Below are 16342 nucleotides of genomic sequence, written 5' to 3'. Positions count from 1 at the left end.
GGCAAAGTGCCCACCCTAATGAGGCAAACCTATGCTAAAAGCTTTCAGCTCTCTGATATTAATCTGCTTTATTAGCGCATGCGGCTTTCACTTACGCGGCACAGGCCCTGGCACCTTCCCATATACGACGGCCAGTGTATTAGGCGATAGCGCCGTAGCCCTGCAGCTAAAACAAAGCTTGGCTTCTTTACCGGGCGTAACACTCAGCGCAAATAAGCCCGCCGTTGTCATTAACGTCATCAATGAAAGTACCGAGCAAAAAGTGCTTACCGTTAATAACGCAGGCCGAGTCAGTGAATATCGCTTGTTCTATCGCATTACGTATAGCGTACAAGCAGGTGAGCGCAAGCTACTTGAAAATGGCAAATTGCAGCTCAACCGTGATTACAGCTATGACGAAAACAATAGCCTAGGCAAAGACGCCGAAGCCTCTTTACTGGTTGCCGACATGCAGCAAGATGCCGCCCAGCAAATCCTGCGCCGTATCAGTGCGCTAGCTAAAGTACAGAATGTTCCCTGATCCACACGCACTGAGGATGAAAGATGCGTCCTGACGACTTGCCGCGCCAACTCAGCAAGGGGCTATCCGCACTCTATATCCTGCACGGAGATGAAAGCCTGCTAATACTAGAGGCCGTGCAGCAAATCAGAGATTCCGCCAGAAAAGCAGGCTATATCGAACGTGAAGTGCTCACGGTGGAAACAGGCTTTGCTTGGTCTTCACTCGAAATGCAGGGCAACTCCTTTTCGCTCTTTTCCGATAAAAAAATAATCGAGCTACGCATCCTCACCGGCAAACCAGGCACGGATGGGGGCAAGGCTATTGAAGCCTATTGCAGCAATTTACCGCCCGACACCATCACCATTGTCACCTGCCCAAAGCTGGACAAAACCGGCCAAAACAGCAAATGGTTTCAAGCGCTATCTGCCAAGGGCGATGTACTTGAAGCTAAAAATATCGAGCACCGCCAGCTACCCGACTGGATAGCCCAGCGCCTAGCCCGCCAGCAGCAAAAACTCGCCCCTGAGGCATTGCAATTTTTAGCCGATCGGGTTGAGGGCAATTTACTCGCGGCGTTTCAAGAAATACAAAAACTCGCCCTGCTACACCCAGCAGGTGAAATCAGCCTTGCAGACCTACAAAGCTCGGTAGCCAATGTGGCCCGCTACGATGTATTTCAGCTTGGTGCGGCACTACTGGCAGGCGACGCCACCCGCTTTGCCCGCATGCTGGCAGGGCTACGTGCCGAAGGCGAAGCACCACATTTAGTGCTATGGTCGCTGGCGGAAGAAATCCGTACCCTCTATCGCCTTGGCCTCGGCAAGCAACGTGGCACACCATCCGCACAATTATTTAAAGAATTACGCATCTGGGGTGAAAAACAAAAGCTGGTCGAGCCCGCGCTGGCCCGAGTCAAAGCCGCCCAGCTCAAAGCCGCCCTCGCCCAAGCCGCCCTGATCGATCAAATGAATAAGGGCGTGGCCAAAGGCGAGGTTTGGGATGAATTAATGAATATGTGCTTACCGCTATTAAAGAAATAAATGCAGGGCGAGTGCAAGCCGCGAGCGATACTGAAAAATACGCAGGTTGCACCCGCCCTACAAATATCTCTGTGCTCCTTACCGCCATACCAAAGACGAAAAGCTATTAAACACACGCAAAACCCATGCCGATACTCAAATAAATAAAAACAGGGCCTTCCCAATGAAAGAACAAATCCTCGTCAACATCACCCCACAAGAAACTCGCGTGGCCACCGTTGAAGATGGCGTGGTTCAGGATATTCATATTGAGCGATCCGCCCATCGTGGCTTGGTGGGCAATATTTATTTGGGCGTGGTCAAACGCGTATTGCCAGGCATGCAAAGTGCCTTTATTGAAATTGGTTTAGAACGCGCCGCTTTTTTGCATATTGCCGATGTGATCGAGCAGCGCCAAAACCCCAATGAGCCACAACGTATCGAGCGCATCGTGCATGAAGGCCAGCCGGTGCTGGTGCAAGTCGCCAAAGACCCGATCGGCAGCAAGGGTGCTAGGCTCTCAACCCAAATCAGTATTGCAGGGCGCTTTTTGGTGTTTTTGCCGCAAGAAAAACACATTGGCATTAGCCAACGTATCGACAAAGATGGCGAACGCAATCAACTGCGTAAGCGGCTGGAATCACTACTCGCTGATTCAAAACATCAAGGCTATATCATCCGCACCTCGGCCGAGCACGCCACAGATGAAGAGCTAACCGCCGATATCAATTACCTCGATAAAATCTGGGCAGATATCCAGCAAAAATCAGTCACCCTGCCCGCTAGATCGCTGTTATTTCAAGACTTATCACTACAATTGCGCGTGCTGCGCGATATGGTTAACAACGAAACCGAAGAAGTCCTTGTGGATTCGCGGGAAAACTTCGCCAAAATGACCGAGTTTGCCGCCTCCTTTGTTTCTGATGTTTTGCCCAGGGTAAAACACTATGTGGGCGAGCGCCCGCTGTTTGAATTATTCGCCGTAGAAGCAGAAATCGAGCACGCCATGGTGCGCCGTGTTGATCTAAAATTTGGCGGCTATTTAATCATCGATCAAACCGAAGCCATGACCACGGTGGATGTAAATACCGGCGGCTTTGTGGGCACCCGCTCATTTGATGACACCATCTTCAAAACCAACTTAGAAGCCACCCAAGTGATCGCCCGCCAGCTGCGCTTACGCAATTTGGGCGGCATTATTATTGTCGATTTTATCGATATGGATAACGAAGGTCACAAACTCGCCGTGATGGACGAGCTTAAAAAAGCCATGAGTCGCGACAGAACCAAGGTGACCATCAGCCCATTTACCAGCCTTGGCCTAGTTGAAATCACAAGGAAACGCACCCGCGAATCGCTAGCGCACGTACTCTGCCAAACCTGCCCCACCTGCCAAGGGCGCGGCGAGATCAAAACTGCACAGACCATCTGCTACGAAATCCTGCGCGAAATCCTGCGTGAAGAGCGGCAATTTAGCGCCAAAGAATATCGCATTCTCGCCTCACAAAGCGTAATCGATATGTTTCTTGATGAAGAATCTGCCAACCTTGCCCAACTCGCCGATTTCATCCAAAAACCCATCTATTTACAGGTAGAAAGCGCCTACACCCAAGAATTATTTGATGTGGTGCTAGTGTAATCACTCCGCTTTAGCCCTAGAAAAGCACCTAGGACAGCCATCTCTTGATGACAAGTATCACCTTAGGGCGGGTGCAACCCAATCCTATCAACTTAAGGGAAATTTGCTGATCGTTAAATCTTAAGCGATCAACTTAGATCTATCTATTGCAAGCATTGAAACATCGTAGGACGGGTGCAACCCGCGTTTTTTCAGTGTGACTCACGGGTTGCACCCGCCCTACGAATCGCGGATTGCTTAAGTTGATAGGATTGGGGTGCAACCCGCGTGTTTACTCGGCATTGCTCGCGGGTTTCACCCGCCCTACATCCTCCCTGCTCCTCCACCACTCAGCCATCCGACGAACGTAGGTAAAAAACTTCATATAGGCATTTCATATAGGAGAAATCTCTCCTAGATTGGTGATTATGCCCAGCACATACTCTGTCCCTCTCCTTACAACAGATCCTCAGCGCCTCAGGTTACAGACGCTGCAGACAGAGTTTTGCAACGCTTGCAATTTAATCGCCCCCATCGCGCAACAACACCGCTGCTGGCATCGGGTGACCTTGCACCATTTGGCTTATAAAGTGCTACGCGAGCAATTGCCAGATTTGGGTGCGCAAATGGCTTGTAATGCGATTTATGCCATTTGCCGAGCTTACCGCACGCTATATGAACACCCGCTCAGCAAATGGAAAAACCTTCCAAGTGACGTGGCTTTACCTCATTTACATTTTTTACCCTCTGCACCTGTTTATTTCGACCGACATACCTTAAGTATTAAAGACAATACTTTATCCATGTTTACCCTAGAAGGACGGCTGCGTTTCCAATTGCAACTGCCTTTAGAGGTAACTGAAAGATTTGCATCCCAGCGTCTAAGAGAAATCATTCTTTTACAGATTAACCAGCAGTTTGTTTTGAATTTTATTTTTTTAGATTTAAACGAAGCCGCCCAATCCAATGCACAAGACGAATGGCCAGAGTATTTACTGACCATTGAAGCTGATTTGGAAGAGCAGAGCGATGATATAAAAACTTAATATCGCTTAAAAAAACGTGTAATTCCATTTTTAAAAGGAAATGGTATGAAACAGCATTTACAGCCCCGTTCCGAATTAGCCAGCGTATTGCATGGTTTGCGCCAGCATTTTATGGTGGCGGGCATCTTTAGTTTTTTTATTAATTTACTGATGCTGGTGCCATCTATTTATATGCTACAAGTTTATGACCGCGTATTAGCCAGCCGCAATGAAACCACCTTAGTCATGATTACGGTGATTACGCTTGGGCTATATGGATTAATGTCTTTACTAGAAATGGTACGTTCCAGATTATTGGTTAGAATTAGCAGTAAATTAGATTCACAGCTTAATGCACGGGTATTTACCGCCGCTTTTGAGCGCAATTTAAGAGCAGGCAATAGCGATGCTGGCCTCGCTTTAAATGATTTAAATAATATTCGCCAATTTTTAACTGGCCAGGGTTTATTTGCCTTTTTTGATGCGCCGTGGGCCCCCATTTATCTAGCCGTACTCTTTATGCTTGGCTCCCTATTAGGCTGGCTGGCCGTTGTAGGGGCATTATTACTCACCGGCCTTGCTTATCTCACCGAAATAGTCAGTAAAAAACCCATTGCCGAAGCATCCACCCATGCCAATTTAGCCACGCGCTTTGCTAATAATAATTTGCGCAATGCCGAAGTGATCGAAGCAATGGGCATGTTAGATGGCCTGATGCAGCGCTGGTACAAGCACCACGGCAAGTTTTTAGCCCTGCAAGGCGAAGCCAGCGATAAAGCCGGCAGCATTTCGGCCATTACCAAATTTACCCGCATTAGCTTGCAGTCTTTAATCCTTGGCGCTGGCGCACTGTTGGTGATTGATGGCAGCACCACCCCAGGCGCCATGATTGCAGGGTCTATTTTAATGGGCCGCGCTTTAGCCCCAATCGAGCTGGCCATTGGCACATGGAAGCAATTTATTGGCGCACGTTCCGCCTACGCCCGCCTGCAAGAGTTACTAGCAACTTTTCCTGAGCGCAAAACCGGCATGAGCTTGCCCCGCCCCAGCGGCCAATTAATGGTAGATAACGTTTCTGCCATGATTCCCGGCACGCAAAATATGGTGATCCGTGGCATAAATTTTGGCATGCCTGCTGGGCAAATTCTCGGCATTGTTGGCCCTAGCGCCTGCGGAAAATCCACTTTGGCGCGCTTATTAGTCGGCATTTGGCCTACCGTAATGGGCAAGGTAAGACTAGATGGCGTCGATGTTTACACATGGAATAAAGCCGAACTAGGCCCGTATATTGGCTATCTACCGCAAGACGTTGAGTTGTTTTCCGGCACCATCGCCGAAAACATCGCCCGCTTTGGTGAAATAGATAGCGAAAAAGTAGTGGCTGCCGCGCAAATGGCCGATGTACACGACATGATTTTGCGCCTGCCCCATGGCTACGACACCAGTATTGGTGAAGGCGGCTCGGGCTTATCCGGTGGCCAGCGCCAGCGTATTGGCCTTGCCCGCGCCCTGTATGGCATGCCCAGCCTAATTGTACTGGATGAGCCCAATGCCAACTTAGACGAGCTAGGCGAGCGTGCCTTGGTGCAAGCCGTAATTCGCGCCAAAGAAGCAGGCGCAACGATCGCTCTGATCACCCACCGCACTCATGTACTGGCCGTCGTCGATTTACTGCTGGTGATGGGGGACGGGATGCTTAAGTACTACGGCCCACGTGATCAGGTATTAGCGGCGCTCAACCCACCGGCAGTCGCCACTCCCGCAATGACCTCTTAGGGCAGAAGAAACCCGGCGGATTTATACGTCAAAAGTTTATATATGGCGGCTTGTACCCGCCCTACAACAACGATTGAGGCTTACACCATGCTAAAGCTTGCCAAACAAAAATCTCCCGAACCGATATTAGATGTTGATCAATCGCTAACCGATACCCGCTCCATCACACGGCTTGGCTTGTTTATTCTTTTATTTGGTTTAGGTGGTTTTCTTATCTGGGCGGCCTTTGCCCCGCTGGATGAAGGCGTGCCTACCAACGGCGTAGTGTCAGTCGAAAGCAAGCGCAAAGCCATTCAGCATTTACAAGGCGGGATGATTGCTAAAATTTTGGTTAAAGAAGGTGCAGAAGTTCAAGCAGGCCAGCCCTTGGTTTTACTCGATCAAACCCAAATCAACGCCGTTTTATCCACAGTACAAAACAATTACTGGCAAACCCAGGCGCTATCCGATCGGCTCAATGCTGAGCTAAACCATAAGCCTAAAATTACTTTCCATGAAAACCTATTAAAAGCGCAAAACCCACAGGCCAAAGAGCTAATGGACGCGCAAGTTCAGCTCTTTGAAACTCGCCGTTCCGTGCTCAGCAATGAGGGCAATATTCTGCAGCAAAATATTGCAGGGATTAACGAGCAAATCACCGGCCTACGCGCCCTAGAAGCAGGCCGCAAGCAGCAGCTTAAATTACTTGAAAAAGACATCGCTGGCCTACGTGATTTAGTGGCTGATGGCTACGCCCCACGCACCCGCCTCTTTGAAATGGAAAGGATTTTTGCTCAAGTTTCTGGCGAATATGGCGAAGGTTTAGGCCGAATCGAGCAAGCGGGCCGCCAAAAGGGCGAATTAAGCTTAAGAATTTTGCAGCGCACCCAAGAATTCAATAAAGAAGTAGAAACCCAATACAGCCAGATTCAAGGCGATTTAAACCGCTGGAGCAATGAAATAAAAGGCAAAGAAGAAGATGTGTCTCGCAGCGTATTACGCTCCCCTGCCGCTGGCCGAGTGGTTGGGCTAAATGTGCATACCGTAGGCGGCATTATTCGCCCAGGCGAAACCCTGATGGAAATCGTTCCAGAAAACGACGAACTCGTGGTGGAAATCCAACTCCCCCCGCATCTGATCGATAAAGTTCACCCGGGTCTGCTGGCAGATATTCGCTTCTCATCTTTAGGCAATAAAGGCACACCGCCTATTTTAGAAGGCGAGCTCACCAGCATCTCCGCCGACCGCATCGTAGACCCGCGTGGCAATCCATATTTCAGTGCCAAAGTAGTCGTCACCAAAAAAGGCCTTGCCGCTCTTAGCAAAGACAAGCTAGCCATCCAGCCCGGCATGTCCACCGAGGTGATTATTAAAACGGGCGAGCGCAGCCTGCTGGACTACATCATTCGCCCTCTGCTTAACCGCCTTGCCTTTGCCTTTACCGAAAAATAAGGAGATCCCTATGCAAACCAAGATCTGCTTACTCACGCTGTTAATTTGCACCACAACTCATGCCGCAGACTTAAGCAGCCTTTATCCTAAGGCACTGCAAAACGACAGCCGCTTTGCCATCGCTAAGGCCCAAAACCTTGCGGCACAAGAAATTGTGCCCATCGCTAGAGCAGCGCTGCTACCTAATTTATCGCTCTCTGCCCAAGGCAGCCGCGAATGGGTCAATAGCGAATTTGATGTCCCTGCTTTGGGTGGAAAGACCCGAACTATTTCTACTGACTACACTTTTAATAGCCAAACCTACTCTGCCACCCTCAGCCAACCGCTGTTTAGAATGGTGGCGTGGGATACCTTATCCCAAGCACAATTTCAGCAAAAAGAAGCCAACCACGCCTTAGATCGCAGCCAACAAGAGCTGATCTTGCGGCTGGCACAGCAATATTTAGACGTACAGCTGGCTTACGACAAACTACAGCTACTGGGCGAGCAGAAAAAAGCCTATCGCGAGCAAAAAACCCAAGCCAACAAATGGTACGCCGCTGGCTACGGCACCGTGACTGATGTCAACGAAGCCCAAAACCGGCTGGATTTTGTGGATGCCGATATCTTGTCTGCAGAAGCCGCCCACAGCAATAAACTGCATGAATTAAGCGTTACCGTGGGCGAATCCATGAGCCAACTCGCCCACCGCAAACCCAGCACGATGCAGGCCGATTTACACCTACGCTACCCACTGGCCGAGTGGCTGAATCAAGCCAAACAAAACAACCCCGTTTTGTTTGAACGCCAAGCCTCCCTAGATGCCGCACAGCTAGAAATCAGCAAAAATATCGACCAACACCTGCCCACCGTCGATCTGCGGCTACGCAGCAGTTATGAGGACAGCCCCGGCTACACCACGGTGGATAATGTCATCAAATCAAATAGCCTAATGATTTACGCCAGCATCCCTATTTTTTCTGGGGGAGAAATCAACGCCCGCAGCAAACGCGCCGTCGCCTTTGCCACCGCCGCCAGTGAAGACCAGCGCAATACAATGCAACAAGTAGAGCTAGGCGTGCGCCAACAATATATGGATCTAAGCTCCAGCGCCGCCCAAATCAAAGCGCTACAAGAAGCAGTGCGATCCGGCGATGTATTAGTCGAATCCACCCGTAAAGGCATTCAATCTGGCGTACGTAATAATGTGGATTTACTCAACGCCCAAAGCCGTTTCTTTGAAGCCCAACAAAAACACACCGCCGCCCAATACACTTATTTAAGTGGCTATATCAAATTAAAGTTTTACGCAGGAACCTTGCAAGAAAATGATTTGCAAGCGGTAGATCAGGTGCTGCGTTGATTTTTTCACCAACATCCGCGGGTTGCACCCCAACCCTATCAACTTAAGCAATATGCCATTCGTAGGGCGGGTGCAACCCGCGTTTTATACCCTCATTTACGAGCCAATAATGCCCTATTACCGTCGCTCTAAAATATCTGGTGCCACATATTTCTTCACAGTTGTCACCGAGCATCGGCAAAGAATATTAACCAACCCCGATATAAGAGCAGCACTGCGCTTGGCAATTACAAAAACGAGAGCAACCCAACCTTTCCAAATTGATGCTTGGGTACTGTTGCCAGACCACCTGCATTGTATTTGGACCCTACCTGAAACCGATAACAATTTTTCTAATCGTTGGCGATCTATAAAAAGGGAAGTCAGCGTAATCTGTGGCCAGCACTATTTAAAACCAAACTTATTGAGTATGAGACGAATTAAAAAGAATAACTCAACACTCTGGCAACCCCGCTTTTGGGAGCATTTAATTAGGAATGAACAAGATTATGAAAACCACATGAATTATTTACATTTCAACCCAGTAAAGCATGGTTTGGTTAATAAAGTAGCAGATTGGCCTTGGTCATCATTTCACCGGATGGTTAGCCAGCATATTTACCCAGAGGATTGGGGATCTAAAAATGATATCAACATCGTTATTCCATATGATGATTAAACCATATGCCAAATCACCAATACACCGTAGGGCAGGTGCAACCCGCTTATTTTTCTGCATCGCTCGCGGGTTGCACCCGCCCTACAGTTTTTTTTTGCTTAAGTTGATAGGATTAGGTTTCATCCACCATAAAGAAATTTTAAAGAACAATATATAGAACGAGGATCTTAATGCCCACCCACTCTAGCAATATTGAATTCAACCCTAAACTAGAGCATATTCGCGCTATTGCTGCGCTATTGGTGTTTTTCTTTCACGCTTTTCAATTTTTTCATGGTAACTGGAAATCCTACCCAGATTGGCCCATGCTTGCCCTACTTACCGAAGGCCATATCGGCGTGGGTTTGTTTTTTACCCTATCTGGCTATTTATTTATGAAAATAGCCAGCACAGGCAATATTGATTATCGGCGTTTTATTTTTAACCGTTTTTTACGCATTTTTCCCTTGTTTTTATTGGTGTTTTTTCTAGCTATATCGCTTGGGCGAGATCGCTTTCAGCCGCAAGACTTACTCTATCTATTGATTAGCAATATTGGTAAGCCCGCCACTTCTGATTACTTTGTGACCGGCGCAGCATGGACAATATCTATTGAATTTACCTTTTATCTTATCTTCCCATTTTTGGCGCTATTTATTCGCCAGCAGGGCCTTATCTATATTGCACGCCTATTACTTATTTTATTACTATTAAAATTATGCGTATTAAACCTAGCCGAGCACCCTGCGCATGTGATGCAATCCACACTGGTTGGTAGGCTAGATCAATTTTTAATTGGCATGGGCCTAGCCACTCTCAGCACTAGCCCTCACTTTAAAAAAGCATACGCTTTAATCATTGCTACCTTAGCCATTATGGCAATCAGTATCATTAGATCAAAATATGCCATGCTATTTGATAGCGCTAGCCGCTCAATTCTATTAGCCTTTTGGTATAGCATCGAGGCATTAACCTGGGGATTATTCATTTATAGCTATGCCAACGCCCAGTGGCGCTTACCCTTATTTATAGAAAAATCGCTCGCTTTTATTGGCCAAAGGTCTTACTCCCTTTATCTACTGCACGCCATTATTCTCTATTTATTAAACACCTATCTACCTAATAGTATTGAGCTTCCACTAGCTATGCTTTTTGCCAAGATTATTTTAGCTTTGGCATTAAGCTGCCTATTAGCCGATTTAAGCTGGCGCAGTATTGAATTACCCTTTTTAAATTTACGCCAGCACTATGTACATTAATTTTTAACTTAATGGAGCATGACTATGAGCGATTGGACGTCCGGCTATGTAGCAGATATTGCCTATACCTTCGGCTATTACGCCGAGCTCAACCCGCTACGGGTTAAGCTTGCATTTCTGCATACAGGCTTGGCCTGCCCAGAAATGGCAAATGCATGTGAGCTAGGCTTTGGCCAAGGGATGAGTGCTAATTTACATGCCGCTGCCAACGTTACCCAATGGCATGGCACCGATTTCAATCCTAGCCAAGCTGGCTTTGCCCAAGAATTAGCCAGCATATCGGGTACGGGGGCCAAATTATTTGATGAATCTTTTGCCGATTTTGCCGCCCGCAGTGATTTGCCAGAATTTGATTACATTGGCCTGCACGGCATTTGGAGCTGGATATCGGATGAAAATCGAGCCGTAATTGTAGAGTTTATTCGCCGAAAATTAAAAGTAGGGGGTGTTTTATATATCAGCTATAACACCCAGCCCGGCTGGGCCAGCTTTGCCCCCATGCGCCATTTAATGACCGAACACGCCGAGATTATTGGCGCAGAGGGCAATGGCATTGTCAGCCGAATTAATGGCGCATTAGACTTTACCGAAAAGCTATTAGCCACCCAGCCCCTCTATGCCCGTGTGAATACCCAAATTGGCGAGCGGATTAAAAAAGTAAAAGAACAAAACCGCCATTACCTAGCCCACGAATACTTTAATCGTGATTGGCTACCCATGCACTTTGCCACCATGACCAAATGGCTAGAATCCACCAAACTAAGCTACGCCTGCTCTGCCCATTATTTAGACCATATTGATGCCATTAATTTAAGCAGCGAACAGCAGCAATTTTTAAATGATATCCCCGACGCAGGCTTTAAAGAAACCACCCGCGATTTTATCGTAAACCAGCAATTTCGCCGCGATTACTGGGTACGTGGCCCGCGTAAACTCAGCGATCTGGCCCAAGCCGAACAATTACGCCAGCTACGTATCCTGCTGATCCAACCGCGCCATGATATATCGCTAAAAGTAAATGGCAGCTTAGGCGAAGCCACCATGCAAGACCATATTTACGCCCCCGTTTTAGATGCCATGAGCGATCACCAAATCATCAGCCTAGGCCAGCTAGAGCAAGCTACTCAACTCAGCCTTGCACAAATTCTACAAGCGGCCATCGTACTGATTGGCAGCAGCAACGCCGCCCTGGTGCAAGACGACGCACAGATCGCCAAAGCCAAAAAAGCCTGCGAAAAACTCAATAGCTATCTATGCAATCAAGCCCGTGGCAGCAGCGATATTAGCTACCTTGCCAGCCCAGTATCAGGCGGAGGAGTAGCCGTAGGCCGCTTTCAACAGCTATTTTTATTAGCCAGAAACCAAGGCAAAAAACACCCCACAGAAATGGCCCAATTTGCATGGCAAATCTTAGCCGCACAGGGGCAAAAGCTATTAAAAGACGGCGTAATTATGGAAAAAACCGAAGACAATATCGCCGAGCTAAGCCAACAAGCACAGCATTTTTGCGATAAAAAAATCAATATCTTAAAAGCATTGGGAATCGTTTAAAGACGAGATATCGTATGGCGGGCGCAATCCCAATCCTATCAACTTAAGCAATATGTCATTCGTAGGGCGGGTGCAACCCGCGAGTAATGCTGAAAAAAACGCGGGTTGCACCCGCCCTACGATGTTTCAATGCTTGCAATAGATAGATCTAAATTGATCGCTTAAGATTTAACGATCAGCAAATTTCCCTTAAGTTGATAGAATTGGGTTGCACCCGCCCTACAAAACGCCCAATACCGCTCTTGCCTTGATGTAAAAGCTTTTCCGCTGCTCCATGCCGTTTTTGCCGCCATTAATCGTGATGCTAATAAATTCAATCGGTGCAACGCCAATCACCTCGCCGTGATGCTTCTTTTTTAATACCTCATTATCCGCATGATTTGCTGCATCGTTTAAATGATGGCTATTCCAATACTCGCAAGCGCTCCATACCGCGTATTCGGCTTGTTCTAAATAATCTGGGTGATGAATAAATAAATCGCGGCGGCCTTTTTTAATGCCTAATTGCAAATAATTGGCCCGCCCGGTGGTTTGAAAGATGCCCCGCCCCTTAAACCGAACACCATCCCCCACTTGGCTATTGCCCAAATCCACACGGCCTTCATAAGCTTGGCCCGAGGCATATTCTTGTAAGGTTTTAAAGCCATCACTCTCGTGGCAAGCTTGCGCCAAAAAATGTGCATATTCCTGCGGGCTATCAATTTGATACTGCGGGCAAAGACGATTTATCCACTCCATTAAACTAGGCATCAGCTTGGTTTGCTTGCCAGCAATGGCTGCCAAATGCTCAGTAGTAATCACGATCGCCATCTTGCCTCTCCTAGAAGAGCTTCTTTATAAGCCACGCAGCGCCACAAAAACAAAAACCCCGCATCCTGAACAGATGCGGGGTTGATTTGCGTCGTGGCTTAAATATGGTGCAATGCACTCTCGCTGAGCGACGTAAACGTCGCACGTTCGAGCTTATTGACACACTACAAAACCACACAGCTTACTGCCTTGTGTTTTTAAGCAAAAACAATATTTGCAGTAGCCAGTGCAGCGCCCTGAGTAATTGTTCCAACTAAAGACACTTCAGCTGCATCAATGGTGGTATTTGCCGTATTCAGCGTATCAACATTATAAATATATGTTGTCGTACCCACATTCCATACAAAGACCGCTTCAATGTCTGCAGTAGTTGTTGTATGAGAGAAGCGCTCACTCAAGAATGCTGCCACTTGAGTCATATTTGTGAAATCTGTAACTGTTGCCGTGCCCCCAGTTGTTAGCGCTGCAGCTGTCGCTGCAGTATTGATAATGTATGTAGAACCATCAGCAATAACAGACTGCGCTGCCGCCGCAGATAAAGTCCCTGTCAGTGCCGCCATTGCCTGATTACCCAAACCTGCCACATTGATTGTGTCTGTAGCACCAAAGCCCGTAATCGTATCCATGCCATTGGCAGTCAGAGTTGCAGCATTTGTTGCTCCTCCTGAGAACACAACCTTATCAATTGCAGCTGTGGTTTCTGTTAATACAATCGAATCATTACCGGCAGCACCGGTAATCACGTCAGCACCTTCTCCACCGGTGAGTAAATCTGCAGCGGCAGAACCATTGATCACATCAGCTTTACTACCACCAGTAATAGTGATGGCATTGGCTGCTGCGGCAGTCACGGTCAGAATACCAGTCAAGGCCGAGGCATCAATTTTGGCGGCCGTCACAACACCTGTGAAGGTCATATCACTTGTACCACTTACATTAATCACACCACCTGCAGCGCCCGCGGAAGGAGTCATGGTTAATGTTGTAGCAAATACAGCAGCAGTTGCGGACACAGGTGCAATCGTAGGAGCAGTTGCACTAAAAGCTAATGCCGTATTGCTACCTGTGTTGATATTCAGTGTTTCAACACCTGTGAATGTTGCTGCACCCGCAGAGTTCCAACCATTCATATTTAAAGTAAGCGTATCAGTGGCCGATGTACCACCTACCGTAAAGCCGATGGCACCCGCGGAATCAGCACCAAGCCCCACTGTATTAGCTGTATTCAAAGTGAGCGTGCTTGTATTAACACCAGCAATCGCGGTCACGGCGGTAACACCAACAAGCTTAGTCACATCAATGCTGGCTGCAATTGCATCTGAAGCAACTAAGGTTTCAAAGTTAGTAAATGAAGCAGCTTTGGTAGCAGTTGTTACTGTATTAGCAACAATGTCTGCTGAAGCCATAATCAAATAATCAGTACCCGCACCTGCATCAACGCTACCGCCAGTACCAAATTGAGTAGCGGTAACGGTGTCATTACCTCCCCCCGTTGTTTGAGCGAGAGTAGAAGCACCAAGACTGATCGAATCTGCACCTGAAGATGCAGTCCCCACAAACTGCTGACCTGTACCTAATGCGGTCGTCAATAACACACCACCTGTACTAGTACTTGTAATCACACCAGCGGTAGTCAGCGTGAGCGTATCAGCCGTGAATTTACCTGCTCCCGAAACATCAAGCTTAGTGGCTACTGCACTACCCAGAGCATCCATGTGCAAATCAACATCCGCTTTCACCGCAACCGATGTTACTTTAGCTGTAGTCGCAGTCACGTCAAATGATTTTGAAGTCATTGCATTGATCGTTAACGATGTAGCCTCTGCATCAGTAATTACTGTTGTGCCAGCTGTAGCAGCACCATCATTGGCCGTATCAAGCCCATTTAAATTCAGAGTTAAATTACGTGTTGCCGCTGCTGCAGTTAAGGTCACATTATTAACTGTAGTTGCTGCCGTAAGCGAAGATAAGTTCAGAGTGGTAACACCATCACCAGTAATGGTTGAAGCGCCTGTTGCACCCGTAACCGATACTGTTTTCATTGTGCTACCCGTAGCTGCGGCTGTACCACTACGGTCTGTGATCGCAACTGCGGCACCATTGGTCACACTAACCGAAGTCAGGTTATTTGCAACACTAGTACCGCCTACAGTCACTGCACCTGTACCCGCAGTAATCGCTAAATCACCACCTGTACCCACAACCGTTGTGGTATTTGCACCCGAGTTCGACAAAATAGCCATAGTAGTCGTAGCGCCGGTCACGGTCATATTGCCCACGCCCTGCACAGTCAGTTTTGTCAGTCCAGTCCAGCCTGACACATCTGCAGTTACGCCAAGGCTGGATACCAAGCTGACTGTTTCAATATTTTTAACAACTTGGCTGGTGGAAGTGGAAATTGCAGCAGTATCTGAAACGCTTAAGGTATCTGTACCAGCACCACCATCGAGTGAATCAAGTGGGCCAAAACCACCGACCTTGGTAGATACGAAACTATCACCGCCTGCTCCCCCCACAAAGGTGTCAATGCCTTCTGTCAAAGTAAAGGTCGTTATGGTGCTTGGTGCCACTAAAGCAGTTACCTGAGCCGTTACTGCAGTTGTTGATGTAGCTTGATTCGCTGTTGTCACGGTTGCTAAGAAAGCACGTGCAGCAACTGCAGATGCATCACCAACATATTTCAAGATGCCAGAAGCATCCGATACAGCGGTAGAGTAAGCAGCTGCTACAGCCAATTTGGATGTGAGCGTTGTTAAATCTGTACCTGCTGCACCATTTAAAACGGACACTGCCATCGTGCCCACGGTTAGGCGGCCAGCACTGATTTCGTTCAGATAAAACTGCAAGCCAGCCGTTTCTGCCGCACGGCCAAATGCGGCTTGATACACCGCGTTAATTTGAGCACCTAATGACTGCGAGCCATATAAGGCTACGGATTCTGTTGAAGTAGCAAAAGCGGAGGCAATCGCCGAAGCACCGCCGTCCTTATCGAATTTTTCTGCCCAATATTGCTGCCCAGCATAGTCGGCTGGACGTTGATAGTAAGCGACATAGAGTTTTTGCACGAATGCGAGTGCTGCTGCTGTTGCCATTTTTACGAACTCCTAAAAGTTTATGTAAGCCACCATCCAGCTTTGTGCCAGAGCTTTTCCATAATGGATTGCGCTTCCGACAAATGCATTGTTCTCCTTCGCTATTTTTAAAAATGTGACTGCAAGCACAAAACGTCATTTAGGCTTGCTGTAAGGGGTAAACGGTGATCTTTATTAATTTAAAAAAACATAAGCATTTGTTTTTGTTGAATAAATAAATTAAATATTTAATGCCATTCAGTTATCAACTTGAGCAAGCCATAAAATAGCAATTTTCGGC

At 47.6% G+C, this 16342-nt stretch carries 12 protein-coding genes; 10 read left to right on the top strand and 2 right to left on the bottom strand.

What is annotated here, in order from left to right; translation table 11 throughout:
- Positions 1–31: 31 nt before the first annotated feature.
- The 10 genes from lptE (at position 32) to R6242_RS03390 (ending at position 12160) form a co-directional block, all read left to right on the top strand.
- Positions 32–520 carry an LPS assembly lipoprotein LptE gene (gene lptE / locus R6242_RS03435; RefSeq protein WP_293932712.1) on the top strand — a complete coding sequence of 163 codons (489 nt, stop codon included), beginning with the start codon at positions 32–34 and terminating at the stop codon, positions 518–520.
- 23 nt (positions 521–543) lie between these two features.
- Positions 544–1542 carry a DNA polymerase III subunit delta gene (gene holA, locus R6242_RS03430; RefSeq protein ID WP_318423736.1) on the top strand — a complete coding sequence of 333 codons (999 nt, stop codon included), beginning with the start codon at positions 544–546 and terminating at the stop codon, positions 1540–1542.
- 163 nt (positions 1543–1705) lie between these two features.
- Complete coding sequence (rng, locus tag R6242_RS03425; RefSeq protein WP_318423734.1) at positions 1706–3160, top strand: ribonuclease G; 1455 nt, start codon at positions 1706–1708, stop codon at positions 3158–3160.
- A gap of 542 nt (positions 3161–3702) precedes the next feature.
- Positions 3703–4185, top strand: coding sequence for a hypothetical protein (locus tag R6242_RS03420; RefSeq protein WP_318423733.1), 483 nt, complete (start codon positions 3703–3705; stop codon positions 4183–4185).
- Between the two features lie 45 nt (positions 4186–4230).
- Entirely contained in the window at positions 4231–5940 is a 1710-nt protein-coding gene (locus R6242_RS03415; RefSeq protein ID WP_318423730.1) for a type I secretion system permease/ATPase, read from the top strand.
- Positions 5941–5982: 42 nt separating this feature from the next.
- Positions 5983–7371, top strand: coding sequence for an HlyD family type I secretion periplasmic adaptor subunit (locus R6242_RS03410; protein ID WP_318423726.1), 1389 nt, complete (start codon positions 5983–5985; stop codon positions 7369–7371).
- Between the two features lie 10 nt (positions 7372–7381).
- On the top strand, positions 7382–8713 hold the full coding sequence (locus tag R6242_RS03405) for a TolC family outer membrane protein (RefSeq protein WP_318423723.1): 1332 nt from the start codon (positions 7382–7384) through the stop codon (positions 8711–8713).
- Between the two features lie 109 nt (positions 8714–8822).
- Positions 8823–9371: an REP-associated tyrosine transposase gene (locus R6242_RS03400; protein ID WP_318423720.1), complete on the top strand. Its 549-nt coding sequence runs from the start codon at positions 8823–8825 to the stop codon at positions 9369–9371.
- Between the two features lie 170 nt (positions 9372–9541).
- Positions 9542–10609, top strand: a complete 1068-nt coding sequence (locus tag R6242_RS03395; protein ID WP_318423717.1) for an acyltransferase — start codon at positions 9542–9544, stop codon at positions 10607–10609.
- Positions 10610–10633: 24 nt separating this feature from the next.
- Complete coding sequence (locus R6242_RS03390) at positions 10634–12160, top strand: class I SAM-dependent methyltransferase (RefSeq protein ID WP_318423714.1); 1527 nt, start codon at positions 10634–10636, stop codon at positions 12158–12160.
- 219 nt (positions 12161–12379) lie between these two features.
- On the opposite strand, the gene R6242_RS03385 is transcribed toward R6242_RS03390, so the two are convergent.
- Together R6242_RS03385 and R6242_RS03380 are read right to left on the bottom strand one after the other, a co-directional pair.
- Entirely contained in the window at positions 12380–12970 is a 591-nt protein-coding gene (locus tag R6242_RS03385; protein ID WP_318423711.1) for a hypothetical protein, read from the bottom strand.
- Positions 12971–13167: 197 nt separating this feature from the next.
- Positions 13168–16062 (bottom strand): DUF4214 domain-containing protein, encoded by a 2895-nt coding sequence (locus R6242_RS03380; protein ID WP_318423708.1) that lies wholly within the window; start codon positions 16060–16062, stop codon positions 13168–13170.
- Positions 16063–16342 lie beyond the last annotated feature (280 nt).

Origin of the sequence: Iodobacter sp. CM08 (genome assembly GCF_033446605.1) — a bacterium.
Classification (GTDB): Bacteria; Pseudomonadota; Gammaproteobacteria; order Burkholderiales; family Chitinibacteraceae; genus Iodobacter.
Note: the sequence above shows the minus strand (reverse complement) of the source record. Positions and strands in the feature narration are given on the sequence as shown.